14 protein-coding genes are annotated in these 15,120 nt (G+C 72.8%); 11 read left to right on the forward strand and 3 right to left on the reverse strand.

Translation table 11 applies throughout. The features are described 5' to 3' along the window. Positions 1 to 168: 168 nt before the first annotated feature. The 4 genes from ACIHAR_RS14885 (at position 169) to mmpA (ending at position 2,851) form a co-directional block, all read left to right on the forward strand. The gene (locus ACIHAR_RS14885) at positions 169 to 1,320 is read left to right on the forward strand and encodes a WD40/YVTN/BNR-like repeat-containing protein (RefSeq protein ID WP_400019579.1); all 1,152 of its coding nucleotides are present in this window, start codon (positions 169 to 171) and stop codon (positions 1,318 to 1,320) included. A 59-nt stretch (positions 1,321 to 1,379) separates the two neighbouring features. Further along, positions 1,380 to 1,706 carry a plasmid stabilization protein gene (locus ACIHAR_RS14890; protein ID WP_400019581.1) on the forward strand — a complete coding sequence of 109 codons (327 nt, stop codon included), beginning with the start codon at positions 1,380 to 1,382 and terminating at the stop codon, positions 1,704 to 1,706. 61 nt (positions 1,707 to 1,767) lie between these two features. Continuing rightward, entirely contained in the window at positions 1,768 to 2,463 is a 696-nt protein-coding gene (locus ACIHAR_RS14895; RefSeq protein WP_400019583.1) for an endonuclease V, read from the forward strand. 241 nt (positions 2,464 to 2,704) lie between these two features. Beyond that, on the forward strand, positions 2,705 to 2,851 hold the full coding sequence (mmpA, locus tag ACIHAR_RS14900) for a morphogenic membrane protein MmpA (RefSeq protein WP_365458345.1): 147 nt from the start codon (positions 2,705 to 2,707) through the stop codon (positions 2,849 to 2,851). A gap of 158 nt (positions 2,852 to 3,009) precedes the next feature. On the opposite strand, the gene ACIHAR_RS14905 is transcribed toward mmpA, so the two are convergent. Then, entirely contained in the window at positions 3,010 to 4,188 is a 1,179-nt protein-coding gene (locus tag ACIHAR_RS14905; protein WP_400019585.1) for a saccharopine dehydrogenase family protein, read from the reverse strand. Positions 4,189 to 4,279: 91 nt separating this feature from the next. On the opposite strand from ACIHAR_RS14905, the gene ACIHAR_RS14910 reads away from it, so the two are divergent. The 4 genes from ACIHAR_RS14910 to ACIHAR_RS14925 all read left to right on the forward strand — a co-directional run bounded on the left by ACIHAR_RS14910 (position 4,280) and on the right by ACIHAR_RS14925 (position 9,404). Continuing rightward, the gene (locus ACIHAR_RS14910; protein WP_400019587.1) at positions 4,280 to 4,678 is read left to right on the forward strand and encodes an MmcQ/YjbR family DNA-binding protein; all 399 of its coding nucleotides are present in this window, start codon (positions 4,280 to 4,282) and stop codon (positions 4,676 to 4,678) included. Between the two features lie 97 nt (positions 4,679 to 4,775). Then, a complete protein-coding gene (locus tag ACIHAR_RS14915) occupies positions 4,776 to 5,939 on the forward strand; it encodes a CaiB/BaiF CoA transferase family protein (protein ID WP_400019589.1) in 1,164 nt (387 codons plus the stop codon). A gap of 34 nt (positions 5,940 to 5,973) precedes the next feature. Next, positions 5,974 to 7,188 carry an acetyl-CoA C-acetyltransferase gene (locus tag ACIHAR_RS14920; RefSeq protein WP_400019591.1) on the forward strand — a complete coding sequence of 405 codons (1,215 nt, stop codon included), beginning with the start codon at positions 5,974 to 5,976 and terminating at the stop codon, positions 7,186 to 7,188. Positions 7,189 to 7,229: 41 nt separating this feature from the next. Beyond that, a complete protein-coding gene (locus tag ACIHAR_RS14925) occupies positions 7,230 to 9,404 on the forward strand; it encodes a 3-hydroxyacyl-CoA dehydrogenase NAD-binding domain-containing protein (protein ID WP_365458360.1) in 2,175 nt (724 codons plus the stop codon). 229 nt (positions 9,405 to 9,633) lie between these two features. On the opposite strand, the gene ACIHAR_RS14930 is transcribed toward ACIHAR_RS14925, so the two are convergent. Then, complete coding sequence (locus ACIHAR_RS14930) at positions 9,634 to 10,371, reverse strand: MerR family transcriptional regulator (protein ID WP_400019594.1); 738 nt, start codon at positions 10,369 to 10,371, stop codon at positions 9,634 to 9,636. Between the two features lie 237 nt (positions 10,372 to 10,608). Between ACIHAR_RS14930 and ACIHAR_RS14935 the strand changes: the two genes are divergently transcribed. Genes ACIHAR_RS14935 through ACIHAR_RS14945 form a run of 3 tightly spaced genes read left to right on the forward strand, consistent with a single transcriptional unit; the run spans position 10,609 to position 13,516 of the window. After that, positions 10,609 to 12,075, forward strand: a complete 1,467-nt coding sequence (locus tag ACIHAR_RS14935; protein WP_365458366.1) for an amino acid permease — start codon at positions 10,609 to 10,611, stop codon at positions 12,073 to 12,075. Between the two features lie 41 nt (positions 12,076 to 12,116). Beyond that, a complete protein-coding gene (locus tag ACIHAR_RS14940) occupies positions 12,117 to 12,605 on the forward strand; it encodes a macro domain-containing protein (RefSeq protein ID WP_400019597.1) in 489 nt (162 codons plus the stop codon). Continuing rightward, on the forward strand, positions 12,602 to 13,516 hold the full coding sequence (locus ACIHAR_RS14945) for a PfkB family carbohydrate kinase (protein WP_365458371.1): 915 nt from the start codon (positions 12,602 to 12,604) through the stop codon (positions 13,514 to 13,516). Before ACIHAR_RS14940 ends, ACIHAR_RS14945 begins: the two co-directional genes overlap by 4 nt. A gap of 16 nt (positions 13,517 to 13,532) precedes the next feature. Here the strand turns inward: ACIHAR_RS14945 and ACIHAR_RS14950 are convergent, their stop codons facing one another. Next, positions 13,533 to 15,110: a M1 family metallopeptidase gene (locus ACIHAR_RS14950; RefSeq protein ID WP_365458374.1), complete on the reverse strand. Its 1,578-nt coding sequence runs from the start codon at positions 15,108 to 15,110 to the stop codon at positions 13,533 to 13,535. Positions 15,111 to 15,120: the final 10 nt, after the last annotated feature.

Below are 15,120 nucleotides of genomic sequence, written 5' to 3' on the forward strand. Positions count from 1 at the left end.
GGAAGAGACGCCGGAACCGGCCGATCCGTGCACACGCAATGCGAGTGACCTCGGTCACCGCCTTTCATGCACGGGAGTGACTCACTTCTCCTCCCGTGCCCCACAGGGCGGTTGAGGCGCCGGAGGTCCTCTGGACGGCATCGCGGGCCTGGGCTAGCTTCGCCCGCCATGAGGCGCTTGGGGAAGACGCGACGCACGGTGGGATCGGCACGGGCGCGACGCGGGGGGCGGAGGGCGGCGGCCGCCGCAGCGGCCTGTGCGGCGGCGCTGGCCGTCCTGACCGCGGCACCCGCCCAGGCGCGGGACGACGCCACCGCGTCGGCGCACGGCCCCGCAGGGGCGCACGGCCCCGCGTGGGCTCTCAAGGACACCGGCACCCCCTCCGTGCGCTTCCGCGGCCTGGCCGCGGTCGACCGGAGGACCGCCTGGGTGGCCGGCAGCCAGGGCACCGTGCTGCGCACCACCGACGGCGGCGGGAGCTGGCGCAACGTCTCACCGCCCGGCGCCGCCGCACTGCAGTTCCGGGACGTCGAGGCGTTCGACGCGTGGCGCGCCGTGGTGCTGGCCATCGGCGAGGGCGAGGCCTCCCGCGTGTACCGCACCGAGGACGGCGGCGCGACCTGGACGGAGTCCTTCCGCAACACCGACGCACGGGCCTTCTACGACTGCCTCACCTTCTTCGACCGCCGCCACGGCCTCGCGATGAGCGACCCGGTCGACGGGAGGTTCCGCATCCTGTCGACCAGCGACGGCGGCCGCTCCTGGACGGTGCTGCCCGACGACGGCATGCCGCCCGCCCTGGACGGCGAGGCCGGGTTCGCCGCCGGTGGCCAGTGCCTGGTCTCCGCCGGCTCCCACGACGTCTGGCTGGCCACCGGCGGCGCCGCACGCGCGCGCGTACTGCACTCCTCCGACCGCGGACTGACCTGGACGGCCACCGACGCCCCGATCCCCGCGGGCGATCCCGCGCGCGGGGTCTTCGCCCTCGCCTTCCACGACCGCGCCCACGGCCTCGCGGTCGGCGGCGACTACCGCCCGGACCAGCCGTCGCCGCGGGCCGCCGCCGTGACCGGCGACGCGGGCCGGACCTGGCGGTCCAGCGCCACATCCCCGCCCGCCTACCGCTCCGGCGTCGCCTGGCTGCCGCACAGCCGCACCGCCGCCCTCGCGGTCGGCCCGACCGGCACGGACCTGACCACCGACGCCGGCCGCACCTGGCGCACGGTCGACACCGGCTCGTACGACACCGTCGACTGCACCCCCGACCTGGCGTGCTGGGCCGCCGGTGAACAGGGGAGGGTGGCGCGGCTGGAGAGTTGAGCCGCTCGAAGCGCCGTTTCGGGGTACCCGTCGGGTGCAGGCGAAAGGAGTGAGCGCACATGCCACGCGGTTCCAGCCCCAAGCGGGAGCGCCAGTACGAGCACATCAAGGAGAGTGCGCAGGACCGGGGGGAGAGCACCGAGCGGGCGAAGGAGATCGCCGCTCGGACGGTGAACAAGGAACGCGCCCGGTCCGGTGAGTCGAAGACCGCCAGCCGCACCTCCACGAAGGACATGTCGTCCGGCAAGCGCGGCGGCCAGCGGTCCGGCAAGGGCTCGCAGGGGCCCACGTACGACCAGCTGTACGAGGAGGCCAAGCGCCGCAACATCCACGGTCGTTCGGACATGAACAAGAGCCAGCTGCAGCGGGCGCTCGGCAAGGGCTGACGCGGCCGCACCGGAACAGGATCGCGGGCCGGCCCCCGTGATGCGTACGCTCGTCACCACCATGACGACCGTAGACATTCCGGCGGGCTGGCCCGCGGACGAGGAAGAGGCCCGAGCCGTCCAGGACGAGCTGCGGGCCGAGGTGGTGCTCGACGAACCCGGACCCCCGCCCGGCACCGGGCGGGTGACGGGGGTGGACGTCGCCTACGACGACGAGCGCGACGTCGTGGCGGCGGCGGCCGTGGTGCTGGACGCGGGCAGCCTCGACGTCGTCGCCGAGGCCACGGCCGTCGGGCGGATCTCCTTCCCGTACGTGCCCGGCCTGCTCGCCTTCCGGGAGATCCCCACCGTCCTGGCCGCCCTCGAGGCCCTGCCCTGCCCGCCCGGCCTGATCGTCTGCGACGGCTACGGCCTCGCCCACCCCCGCCGCTTCGGCCTCGCCAGCCATCTCGGGGTCCTCACCGGCCTGCCCACGATCGGCGTCGCGAAGAACCCCTTCACCTTCACCTACGACGACCCCGACGCCCCGCGCGGATCCACCTCACCGCTGCTGGCGGGCACCGAGGAGGTGGGCCGCGCCCTGCGGACCCGTCGGGGCGTGAAGCCGGTGTTCGTGTCCGTCGGCCATCGGGTGAGCCTGGACAACGCCTGTGCCCACACCCTCGCCCTCACCCCGCAGTTCCGCCTGCCGGAGACGACCCGCAGGGCGGACGCGCTGTGCCGCCGGGCGCTTCAGGAGGCGACGACCCGCCCCTGACCGATCCTTCGGTACTCCGAATCGCGGATCGACGACCCGCCGCGAGGCTCCACGGTGTGGTGGCGAAGGTTCCCGCGCGGGTCCGGGGGAGTGGGGTGGCACGTCTCGAACGGGGGGTCAGGACGCGGCCCGGCCACGGGCCGCACGGGTCCGAACTGGTCGTTTGAGTACGCCGCCTGAGTACGTTGTCTGAGTACCCGTACGGATGTGAGCGCGACCGCCGCCCGGCAGGCTGACCCGCATGACGACGCACCGCTCCCCGAAGCCCCTCGCCGACCCCGACCGTCCCGTCGAGCGCGCCGTGAACGCCGCGCTGATCCTCGCCGTCCTGGCCGGGCTGGGCTGGATCGCCGGGATGGTCTACACGCTGGTGGAGTGGCCGGTCTGAGCCAAGGTGGGCCGGTCCGACGCACTCGTGGCCTGGTGAGGGGCAGGCGGGCCCCCGTCTGACGCACCGGTACCCCGGCCCGACGCACCGCGGGCCGGCCCGAGGCACGGGGACCGGCCCGACGGACCGCGGGCCGGTCCGACGCGGGGCGGTACCGGTCAGCGGCGGGCGGCCACCCGGAAGCCGATGCCCGCCGCGCGCAGCCGTCCGGTCAGCGCGTCGCCCATCGCCACCGCCGTCGTGACCTGGCCGGCGGTCTCCGGAAGGTCGTCGAAGGCCAGGGCGAGCGCCGCCTCGGCGAACATCTTCGCCGTCTCGTCGTAGCCGGGGTCGCCGCCCGAGACCTCCGTGAACACGCGCCGGCCACCGCCCTCGCCCACGAACCGGACCGAGAACCAACTGCGCGCCCGCTTCTCGGCGCTCGGCCCCTCGCCGGGCTTCAGCCGGTCCGACAGCCAGCGCCGGGCGGGCGGCAGTTGGGCGGCGGCGAACAGCGCCCCGACGGCCGCGGTGCCGCCCACGGCGACCGGCAGCCGCCGTACGGCGGCGTAGTGGCGGTAGCGGAAGTCGGGGCCGTAGCGCTCCAGCGCCTTCGCGGACCGGCGCACGATCTGCGGGTCGATGGTCGGCAGGGGCAGCGCCCACGCACCGACCTCCGGCGCGAACCGGGGCGTCCCGAGCGGTGCCGTGGCCCGGCGGCCCATCAGCCGTGGCTCGTGCCGGCGGCGTTCCCGCGCGGCGGCCGCCATCTGCCGGCCCCGGGCGAACTGGCCGAGCGCGGACGCGAACGTGCCGCCCGAGAAGGCGGCGTCGGCCGTCACGAAGCCGTCCACGGTCAGCGGCACACCCTCCGGCAACTGCCGGACGGTGAAGTACACGCCCAGGTCGTGCGGGACGGAGTCGAACCCGCACGCGTGCACCAGGCGCGCGCCCGTCTCCCGCGCGCGGGCGTCGTGCCGGACGTACGTCAGGTCCACGAACTCCGGTTCACCCGTGAGGTCGAGGTAGTCGGCGCCGGCGTCGGCGCAGGCGGCCACCAGCTCCTCGCCGTAGCGCACGTAGGGCCCGACCGTCGTCGCCACCACGCGCGCCTGCTCGGCGAGGGCGCGCAGCGACGCAGTGTCCGACACCTCGGCCCGCAGCACCCCGGGCCGTGCGCCGCCGGGCAGCCGGTCCCGCAGCCGCCGCAGCCCGGTCTCGTCCCGGCCGGCGATCGCCCAGCGCAGGTCCTCGGGCGCGTGGGCCGCGAGGTACTCCGCGGTGAGCGTCCCGACGAAGCCGGTGGCTCCGAAGAGCACGATGTCGTACGGACGATCCGTCCTTTTCAGCCTGCTCATGACACCCCTTGGTCCCGCAGCACGCGCCGCTGTCGGTGGCTGAGGCTAGCGTGAGGAGTGCGGAGCCCGACGACGAGCCCGGAGGCAGCAGGTGGCCGTACCCAGGAACGCCCTGAGAAAGCGGGAGAAAGTGCGCGCGTTCGCCCTCGGCCTGCCGGGCGCGACCGAGGAGTTCCCGTGGGGCGAGACCGTCGCCAAGGTCGGCAGGAAGGTGTTCGTCTTCCTCGGGGTCGACGACGGCACTCACCCGCTGGGCGTCACGGTCAAGCTCAGGGACGAGACGGCCCACGCCCACGCACTGTCCTGCCCGGGCGCCGAACCGGCCGGATACGGCCTCGGCAGGGCGGGATGGGTGAGCATCCCGCTGGAGCGGCAGGGCGCCCCCGCGGCCGACCTGCTCTGCGACTGGGTGGAGGAGAGCTACCGGACCGTGGCACCCAAACGGCTGACGGCGGAGCTGGACGGTCACCGGGAGAGCCGGGCGACCTAAACTGGCTAAGCGCTTGCTCGCTCAGGCCTTGTGTCCACTGGAACACGTTCCTAGCATCACTGGTGTTACATCGGTTGTGTCACAGCGAGGGGGCTGGATGACAACGGCAGGCACGGCGGGTACCGCCGCCACCGCAGGCCACGGCCCGCTCACCGGTGTGCGCGTGGTCGAACTGGCCGGCATCGGCCCCGGCCCGTTCGCGGCCATGCTCCTCGCCGACCTCGGCGCCGACGTCGTGCGCGTGGACCGCCCCGGCGGGTCCTCCCTCGCGATCGACCCGGCCCACGACGTGACCAACCGCAACAAGCGTTCGGTGATCGTCGACCTCAAGTCCCCGGACGGCCCCGCGCGCGTGCTCGACCTCGCCGCCCGCGCCGACGTGCTGATCGAGGGCAACCGCCCCGGCGTCGCCGAACGGCTCGGCGTCGGCCCCGAGGCCTGCCACGCCCGCAACCCCCGCCTGGTCTACGGCCGCATGACCGGCTGGGGACAGGACGGCCCGCTCGCCCACCGCGCCGGTCACGACGTGGCGTACATCGCCCTCACCGGCACTCTCGGCATGATCGGCGCCCCGGACACGCCCCCGGCCGTCCCCGCCAACCTCCTCGGCGACTACGCCGGCGGCTCCCTCTATCTCGTCGTCGGCGTCCTCGCGGCCCTGCACCACGCGCGCGCGACGGGCACCGGCCAGGTGGTCGACGCCGCCATCGTCGACGGCACCGCGCACCTCTCCGCCATGATCCACGGCATGCTCGCCGCCGGCGGCTGGCAGGACCGCCGCGGCGCCAACCTCCTCGACGGCGGCTGCCCCTACTACGGCACCTACGAGACCGCCGACGGCGGCCACATGGCCGTAGGCGCCCTGGAGCCGCAGTTCTACGACGAGTTCGTGCGCCTGCTGGACCTGGAGGACTTCGCCGACGCCCGCAGGGACTGGACCCGCTGGGGCGACCTGCGCGAAGCGGTCGCGGCCCGTTTCAAGTCCCGTACCCGGCAGGAGTGGACGGCCGTCTTCGAGGACTCCGACGCGTGCGTGGCCCCCGTGCTGTCGCTGCGCCAGGCCCCGCACCACCCGCACCTGGCCGCCCGCGGCACCTTCACCGACCACGGCGGCATCACCCAGCCCGCCCCCGCTCCCCGCTTCTCCGCGACCCCCACGGCCGTCCGCAGCGGTCCCGCGCGGCCCGGCGCCGACACGGCCGGCGTGGCCCGCGACTGGGACGCACCCCGCCTCGTGACCGACCTCCCGCAGGGCGACTGACCCGCTCGGCCCACCCTCTCCGAAAGGCTTGCCAGTGAGCACCGAAGCGTACGTGTACGACGCGATCCGCACCCCGCGCGGTCGCGGCAAGGCGAACGGCGCCCTGCACGGAACGAAGCCGATCGACCTCGTCGTCGGCCTCATCCACGAACTGCGCGACCGCTTCCCGGGCCTCGACCCGGCCGCGATCGACGACATCGTGCTCGGTGTCGTCGGCCCCGTGGGCGACCAGGGCTCCGACATCGCGCGGATCGCCGCGATCGCCGCGGGCCTGCCCGACACCGTGGCGGGCGTGCAGGAGAACCGCTTCTGCGCGTCGGGCCTGGAGGCCGTCAACCTGGCCGCCACCAAGGTCCGTTCGGGCTGGGAGGACCTGGTCCTCGCGGGCGGCGTGGAGTCGATGTCCCGGGTGCCCATGGCCTCCGACGGCGGCGCCTGGTTCAACGACCCGATGACCAACCTCGCCGTCAACTTCGTGCCGCAGGGCATCGGCGCCGACCTCATCGCCACCATCGAGGGCTTCTCCCGGCGCGACGTCGACGAGTACGCGGCCCTGTCCCAGGAGCGGGCGGCCACGGCCTGGAAGGAGGGCCGCTTCGACCGCTCCGTCGTACCGGTCAGGGACCGCAACGGCCTCGTCGTCCTCGACCACGACGAGCACCTGCGCCCCGGCACCACCGCCGACTCCCTCGCCAGGCTGAAGCCCTCCTTCGCCGACATCGGAGACCTGGGCGGCTTCGACGCCGTGGCGCTGCAGAAGTACCACTGGGTGGAGAAGATCGACCACGTCCACCACGCGGGCAACTCCTCCGGCATCGTCGACGGCGCCTCCCTCGTCGCGATCGGCTCCCGGGAGGTCGGCGAGCGATACGGCCTCACCCCGCGCGCGCGGATCGTCTCCGCCGCCGTCTCCGGCTCCGAGCCGACCATCATGCTCACCGGCCCCGCCCCCGCCACCCGCAAGGCGCTGGCGAAGGCCGGTCTGACCATCGACGACATCGACCTCGTCGAGATCAACGAGGCCTTCGCGGCGGTGGTCCTGCGCTTCGTGAAGGACATGGGCCTGTCCCTGGACAAGGTCAACGTCAACGGCGGCGCGATCGCCCTCGGCCACCCCCTCGGCGCCACCGGCGCCATGATCCTCGGCTCGCTCGTCGACGAACTGGAGCGCCAGGACAAGCGCTACGGCCTCGCCACCCTCTGCGTGGGCGGCGGCATGGGCATCGCGACGATCGTCGAACGCGTCTGACCACCCCGGCGGAACCACGAGACTTCAACGGAGACCCTGTCATGACACAGAGCACCACCATCCGCTGGGAACAGGACCGCACCGGCCTCGTCACCCTCGTCCTGGACGACCCCGACCAGTCCGCGAACACCATGAACCAGGCGTTCCGCGACTCCCTGGCGGTGATCACCGACCGCCTGGAGGCCGAGAAGGACAGCATCCGGGGCGTCATCATCACCTCCGCGAAGAAGACCTTCTTCGCCGGCGGAGACCTGCGCGACCTGATCCGCGTCACCCCCGAGACCGCCCAGGAGCTCTTCGACGGCGGACTGGAGATCAAGCGCAACCTGCGCCGCATCGAGACCCTCGGCAAGCCGGTCGTCGCCGCCATCAACGGCGCGGCCCTCGGCGGCGGTTACGAACTCGCCCTGGCCTGCCACCACCGGATCGCCCTCGACGCGCCCGGCTCCAAGATCGGCTGTCCCGAGGTCACCCTCGGCCTGCTCCCCGGAGGCGGCGGCGTGGTGCGCACCGTACGCCTGCTGGGCATCGCCGACGCGCTCCTGAAGGTCCTGCTCCAGGGCACCCAGTACAGCCCGCGGCGCGCCCTGGAGAACGGCCTGGTCCACGAGGTCGCCGCCACCCCCGAGGACATGCTCGCCAGGGCCCGCGCCTTCATCGACGCGAACCCCGAGTCGCAGCAGCCCTGGGACAAGCCGGGCTACCGCATCCCCGGCGGCACCCCGTCGAACCCGAAGTTCGCGGCCAACCTGCCCGCCTTCCCGGCCACCCTGCGCAAGCAGACCAACGGCGCCCCCTACCCGGCCCCGCGCAACATCCTCGCCGCGGCCGTCGAGGGCGCCCAGGTCGACTTCGAGACCGCGCAGGTCATCGAGGCCCGCTACTTCGTGGAGCTGGCCGCCGGCCAGACCTCGAAGAACATGATCCAGGCCTTCTTCTTCGACCTCCAGGCCGTCAACTCCGGCGCCAACCGCCCGCAGGGCGTCGAGCCCCGCCAGGTCCGCAAGGTCGCCGTCCTCGGCGCCGGGATGATGGGCGCCGGCATCGCCTACTCCTGCGCCCGCGCCGGCATCGACGTCGTCCTGAAGGACGTCTCCCCAGAGGCGGCCGTCAAGGGCAAGGGCTACTCCGAGAAGCTGTGCGCCAAGGCCGTCTCCCGGGGCCGCACCACGCAGGAGAAGGCGGACGCGCTGCTCGCCCGCATCACGCCCACCGCCGATCCGCAGGACCTCGCCGGCTGCGACGCCGTCATCGAGGCGGTGTTCGAGGACACCTCCCTCAAGCACAAGGTCTTCCAGGAGATCCAGCAGATCGTCGCGCCGGACGCCCTGCTGTGCTCCAACACCTCCACCCTCCCCATCACCGTCCTCGCCGAGGGCGTCGAGCGCCAGGCCGACTTCATCGGGCTGCACTTCTTCTCACCCGTCGACAAGATGCCGCTCGTCGAGATCATCAGGGGCGAGCGCACCGGCGACGAGGCGCTCGCGCGCGCCTTCGACCTCGTCCGGCAGATCAAGAAGACGCCGATCGTCGTCAACGACTCGCGCGGCTTCTTCACCTCCCGGGTGATCGGCCACTTCATCAACGAGGGCGTCGCCATGGTCGGCGAGGGCATCGAGCCCGCGTCCGTGGAGCAGGCGGCGGCCCAGGCGGGCTACCCGGCCAAGGTCCTGTCCCTGATGGACGAGCTGACGCTGACCCTGCCCCGCAAGATCCGCAACGAGTCGAAGCGCGCCGTCGAGGAGGCCGGCGGCACCTGGCCCGGGCACCCCGCGGAAGCCGTCATCGACCGCATGGTCGACGAGTTCGGCCGCACCGGCCGCAGCGGCGGCGCCGGCTTCTACGACTACGCCGACGGCAAGCGGGCGGGTCTGTGGCCGGGCCTGCGGGAGCACTTCACGCGGGAGGGCGCGGAGATCCCGTTCGAGGACATGCAGGAGCGCATGCTCTTCTCCGAGGCCCTCGACACCGTCCGGCTCCTCGAGGAAGGCGTCCTGACGTCGGTCGCCGACGCCAACATCGGCTCCCTCTTCGGCATCGGCTTCCCCGGCTGGACCGGCGGCGTGCTGCAGTACATCAACGGCTACGAGGGGGGCCTGCCGGGCTTCGTGGCACGCGCGCGGGAACTCGCCGAACGCTACGGCGACCGCTTCACCCCGCCCGCGCTGCTGGTGGAGAAGGCCGAGCGGGGGGAGACCTTCACGGACGGGCGCTGACCCGCCCGCGGGTCGGGAGGAGCCGCCCGCGGATCAGGGCTGCCGCCCGCGGGCAAGGGGGTTTCTGCCCGCTGGTCATGGGGACCAGTCCGCGGGTCGGGGAAACCGTCCGCGGGTCAGTGAAACCGTTCGCGGTGAATCGTCCGCGGGTCAGTGAAACCGTCCGCGGGTGAGTGAAGCCGTCCGCGGGTCAGGGAACCCGCCCGCGGTGCAAGGGAGCCGCCGCGGGTCACGGGGAGCCGTCCGCCGGCGGCTCCCCGAGCCACTCCCGCAGCTCCTCCTTCAGCGACCGCTGGAAAGCCGTCAGCAGGGCCTGGACGACCAGGGGCTGCATGTGCGCCGACAGCGACTTGACCGCCCGCGCGTCACGTTCCGTGACCTCCTCGCGCAGCAGCCGGGACAGCTCGTGGGCGGCGGCGCGCGCATGGTCCAGGAGCACGGTGCGGGCCGCGTGGATCGCCTCCTGCGACAGGGGGACGTCCAGCAGCCGGACGCCCAGCCGCAGCAGCCCGGAGTCGACGCGGTAGGAGCCGTCGCCGCCCCCGCCGCCGTCCTCGGCGCCGACCGCGACCACGCCCATCGCCACGAGCCGGTCGACGTCCTCCTCGCTCAGCGGCCGCCCGGCCCGCCGCCGCAGCTCCTCCCGCGTCACCGCCTCCACCGCGTCCGGCGCCCAGGAGGCGACCACGGCCCGGTGCAGGGCGAGATCGTGCGGGCCGAGGTCCGGCGGCAGCCGCCGCAGATAGCGCTCGATCGCGGCGAGCGTCATGCCCTGTCGTTGCAGTTCCTCGATCAGCGCCAGGCGCGCGAGGTGCTCCGGACCGTAGTGACCCACCCGCCGCGGACCGATGACCGGCGGCGGCAGCAGACCTCTGGTGCTGTAGAACCGCACCGTCCGCACCGTGACCCCCGCCCGGGCGGCCAGCTCGTCGACCGTGAGGGCCGGCTCCTCGGTCTCGATCGTCATGGGCAGCAGTATCGCTGTCACACCGGTGCTGTGACACCTCACGGGGTTGCGGGGACGGGACGGCGATCCCGTGACCGTGGTGTGAGAAGCAACGCTAAGTGACGTGAGCCACCGCATGAGCGCGACCGCTCTGGGAAGCTGCTGCCTTGGTCTGTGCCCCGACCCGGGAGCCGCGGGCCATGACCGTAAGGACACCCGGGCCACGACGCCCGGGCGCACCAGAGAGTGGAACAACCCGTGAGCAAGGACACCGTGCACACGGCCAGGGTCGCCGCCCATCCCCAGGCGACCGCGACGCCCGCGGACGCGGGCGACGCCGGCTACAGCAAGGACCTCAAGCACCGCCACGTCAACATGATCGCCATCGGCGGCGCGATCGGCACCGGCCTCTTCCTGGGTGCCGGAGGACGCCTCCACAACGCGGGCCCGGCGCTCGCCCTCGCCTACCTCGTCTGCGGCGTCTTCGCCTTCTTCGTCGTCCGCGCCCTCGGCGAGCTGGTCCTGTACCGCCCGTCCTCCGGGTCGTTCGTGTCGTACGCGCGCGAGTTCCTCGGCGAGAAGGGCGCCTACGTCGCCGGCTGGATGTACTTCCTGAACTGGTCGACCACCGGCATCGCCGACATCACCGCCATCGCGCTCTACACGCACTACTGGAGCATGTTCACGAGCGTCCCCCAGTGGGTGCTCGCGCTGATCGCCCTCGCCGTGGTGCTGGCCGTGAACCTGATCTCGGTGAAGATCTTCGGTGAGATGGAGTTCTGGTTCGCGATCGTCAAGGTCGCCACCCTCGTCGCCTTCATGTGCGTCGGCATCTTCCTGCTCGCCACCCAGCACGAGGTCGGCGGCCAGACACCCGGCCTGCACGTGATCACCGACAACGGCGGCGTCTTCCCGCACGGCCTGATGCCCGTCGTCCTCGTCATGCAGGGTGTGATCTTCGCGTACGCGGCCCTTGAGCTGGTCGGCGTCGCCGCGGGCGAGACCGCCGAGCCGGAGAAGGTCGTCCCGCGCGCGGTGAACTCCATCATGTGGCGCGTGGGCCTCTTCTACGTCGGCTCGGTCGTCCTGCTCGCCCTGCTGCTGCCCGGCTCGGTCTACTCCGCCGACGAGAGCCCCTTCGTCACCGTCCTGTCGAAGATCGGCGTATCCGGCGCGGGTGACGTGATGAACCTGGTCGTCCTCACCGCCGCCATGTCGTCCCTGAACTCCGGCCTGTACTCCACCGGCCGCATCCTGCGCTCCATGGCCATGGCGGGCTCGGCCCCGAAGTTCACCGCGCGCATGAACCGCAGCCAGGTCCCCTACGGCGGCATCCTCCTCACCTGCGCGGTGTGCGTCCTCGGCGTCGGCCTGAACTTCCTCATGCCCGACCAGGCCTTCGAGATCGTGCTGAACGTCGCCTCCCTCGGCATCATCAGCACCTGGGTGATCATCATGGTCTGCCACCTGGTCTTCGTGCGCCGCGCCAGGGCCGGCCTGGTCGCCCGTCCCTCCTTCCGCCTCCCCGGCAGCCCGGTCACCGAGATCGTCACGATCGCCTTCCTGCTGGCCGTGCTCGGCCTGATGTGGAACGACCCCGAGGTCGGCCGCAAGACCGTCCTGCTCGTCCCGGTCATCGCGGCCGCGCTCGTCGGCGGCTGGTTCGCCGTCCGCCGCCGGGTGGCGAGGACGGCCGAGCAGGAGCTCGCCGACCTCACCAAGTAGCGGACCCGGCCACTGTCGGTGGCATCGCCTACGGTGGCGTCATGTCGGAGATCACTTATGTCCGGGGTGACGCCACCGCGCCGTCGGTGAAGGGCGTCAAGGTGATCGCCCATGTCTGCGACGACATCGGGGGATGGGGGAAGGGTTTCGTCCTGGCGCTCTCACGCCGCTGGCCGGAGCCGGAGGCGGCCTACCGCGCCTGGCACCGGCGGCGCGCCTCGAACGACTTCGGGCTGGGCGCGGTCCAGCTCGTCCAGGTCGAGCCGTACGTGTGGGTGGCCAACATGGTCGCCCAGCGCGGCGTCCGGACGGGCAGCAAGGGCGTCCCCGTCCGGTACGAGGCGATCGACGCGGCGCTGGCCCGCCTGGCCGGCGAGGCGGCGGAACTCGACGCCTCCGTGCACATGCCCCGGATAGGCTGCGGCCTGGCCGGGGGCAAGTGGTCCCGCGTCGAACCGCTGATCACCGAGCGGTTGGTGCGGCGGGGGATCGCGGTCACGGTCTACGACCATGGGGAGGGTTCGAGTTGAGCCGTGACACCGACGTCCTCGTGCTGGGCGGCGCGGGCGTGGACACCATCGTGTACGTGCCGGAGCTGCCGCTCCCGTACGCCGACAGCTACATGATCGACAGCGGCATCCGCCCCCGCGCGGGACAGACCGGGGACTTCGTCACGCTCGGACTGAGCGCGCTGGGTCTGCGCACGCATCACGTCGACTTCCTGGGCGAGGACCCCGAGGGGGAGCTGGTGCGCGCGCTGCACCGCGACAAGGGCCTCGCCCTGACCGCGATCCCGCAGCCCGCCGGCACCAAGCGCGCGGTGAACCTGGTCGGCCCCGACGGGCGGCGCCTGTCCCTGTACGACAGCAGCCGTTCCCACCCGGACGACCGGTTCCCGCCGGACGTCCTGCGGCCCCTGGCCGAGTCGAGCCGGCACGCCCACGTCTCGATCACCCAGCCCTGCGCCCAGGCCCTGCCCGTGCTGCGCGCGGCCGGCGTGAGCATCTCGACCGACCTGCACAACTGGGACGGGGAGAACGCCTACCAGGAGGAGTTCGCCCTCGCGGCCGACGTCGTCTTCCTGTCGACGGCGGCCCTGGCCGACCCCGAGCGGACCATGCGCCGCATCGTCGAGCGGGGCCGGGCCGAGGTGGTCGTCGCCACCGCCGGTGCCGAGGGTGCGTACCTGCTGGCCGACGACGAGCTGACGCACGTGCCGGCGGTGACCCCGCCCGCCCCGGTGGTGGACAGCAACGGCGCCGGCGACGCCTTCGCCGCCGCCTTCCTCTACGGCCGCCTCACCGGCGAACCACCCCGCAGGTGCGCCCTGTACGGCGCGGTGGCCGGAGCGTACGCCTGCACGGTGCCCTCGACGGAGACCGACGCCATCGGCACGGCGGAACTCCTCGCCCGGGCGGCCCAGGGAAGCCTCGCCCCCTGAGCCGCCCGCCGGTCCCTCAGTGCCCGCCCTCGGGCGCGTGTTCGTCCGCGCGCTCGGGTGCGTGTTCACCGGCGTCCTCGTGCGCGGGTGCGTGCGCGTGCACACCGTTCGTCGCGGCGATCTTCTTCCACGACCTCGGCCGCGTGGGCGCCCCCCGCGTGCCGAGGGTTCGGGTCGTGATCGACGCGTCCGCCGCCGCGGGCGCCGCCGGCTTCGACGCCTGGAACAGCCAGGTGTCGAAGAGCGTGCCCAGCGATGTGCCGGACACCTCCTCCGCGTACCGCCGGAAGTCCGCGACGGTCGCGTTGCCGTGGGCGTGCTTCCGCGGCCAGCCCTTCAGGACGGTGAAGAACGCCTCGTCCCCGATCTCGTTGCGCAGCGCCTGGAGGGCGAGCGCGCCCCGGTCGTACACCGCGAGATGGAACTGGTTGTCCGGACCCGGGTCCCCGGGCCTCACCGTCCAGAACGGGTCGTCCGCCGGGCGTGAGGCGTACACGTAGTCCGCGATCTCCTGTGCCGTGCCCTCGCCCTCGTGCTCGGACCACAGCCACTGCGCGTACCGGGCGAAGCCCTCGTTGATCCAGATGTCCTTCCACCCGGCGACGGACACCAGGTCGCCGTACCACTGGTGGGCCAGCTCGTGCACGACCACGGAGGTGTTCGAGCCGTTCGCGAACTGCCGCGGGCTGTAGAAGGGCCGGGTCTGCGTCTCCAGCGCGTACCCGGTGGTGGTGTTCGGGACGTATCCGCCGAGCGCGTTGAAGGGGTACGGCCCGAAGTACCCGGCCAGCCAGTCGGCGATCTCCCCGGTGCGTTCGATGCTCGCGCGCGCCGCACCGGCGTTGTCGCCCAGGTCCTTGCTGTAGGCGTTGACGACGGGGATGCCGCTGTCGGTCGTGCCGGTCGTGAGGTCGAACCTGCCGACCGCGAGCGTGGCCAGATAGGTCGCCTGCGGCTTGTTGGAGCGCCAGTTGAAGCGGGTCCAGCCGGCGCGTGAACTCGTCGACTGGAGCGTGCCGTTGGAGATGGCCTGTGTGCCGTCCGGGACCTGGACCGACACGTCGTAGGTGGCCTTGTCGAGCGGGTGGTCGTTGCTCGGGAACCACCACCACGCCGCCTCGGGTTCGTTCGCGCCGACCCCGCCGTCGGGGGTGCGGTGCCAGCTGGTGAAGCCGTACGCCCGCTTCGACGACGGGACGCCGCTGTAGCGCACCACCACGGTGAGCGCGGTGCCCTTGGCCAGGGGTGTTCGGGGCGTGATCTCCAGCTCGTGCTCGCCGGAGGCCGTGAACGCCGCTTCGGCGCCGTTGACCCGTACCTCCCCGACGTCGAGCAGGAAGTCCAGATTGAACCGCGACAGGTCCTGCGTGGTCCTCGCCAGGATCGTCGCGGTCCCCTCCAGTTCGTCCGTGGCGGGCCGGTACTTCAGCCGCAGGTCGTAGTGGGAGACGTCGTATCCGCCGTTGCCGTAGGCCGGGTAGTAGGGGTCGCCGATGCCCGGGGCGCCGGGGGAGACGCTCGCGGCCGATGCCGGGACCGCCAGCAGGACGGACGCGGCGGCGCATGCGCCCGGCGCGATGAATCTGCGGTGCACGAGAGCTCCA

It is taken from the genome of Streptomyces sp. NPDC052016, from assembly GCF_044548445.1.
Taxonomy (GTDB): domain Bacteria; phylum Actinomycetota; class Actinomycetes; order Streptomycetales; family Streptomycetaceae; genus Streptomyces.

Coding starts and splice junctions, on each gene's coding strand:
- ACIHAR_RS14885 (WP_400019579.1), top strand. CDS start 169: ATGAGGCGCTTGGGGAAGACGCGACGCACGGTGGGATCGGCACGGGCG.
- ACIHAR_RS14890 (WP_400019581.1), top strand. CDS start 1,380: ATGCCACGCGGTTCCAGCCCCAAGCGGGAGCGCCAGTACGAGCACATC.
- ACIHAR_RS14895 (WP_400019583.1), top strand. CDS start 1,768: ATGACGACCGTAGACATTCCGGCGGGCTGGCCCGCGGACGAGGAAGAG.
- mmpA (WP_365458345.1), top strand. CDS start 2,705: ATGACGACGCACCGCTCCCCGAAGCCCCTCGCCGACCCCGACCGTCCC.
- ACIHAR_RS14905 (WP_400019585.1), bottom strand. CDS start 4,188: ATGAGCAGGCTGAAAAGGACGGATCGTCCGTACGACATCGTGCTCTTC.
- ACIHAR_RS14915 (WP_400019589.1), top strand. CDS start 4,776: ATGACAACGGCAGGCACGGCGGGTACCGCCGCCACCGCAGGCCACGGC.
- ACIHAR_RS14925 (WP_365458360.1), top strand. CDS start 7,230: ATGACACAGAGCACCACCATCCGCTGGGAACAGGACCGCACCGGCCTC.
- ACIHAR_RS14930 (WP_400019594.1), bottom strand. CDS start 10,371: ATGACGATCGAGACCGAGGAGCCGGCCCTCACGGTCGACGAGCTGGCC.
- ACIHAR_RS14940 (WP_400019597.1), top strand. CDS start 12,117: ATGTCGGAGATCACTTATGTCCGGGGTGACGCCACCGCGCCGTCGGTG.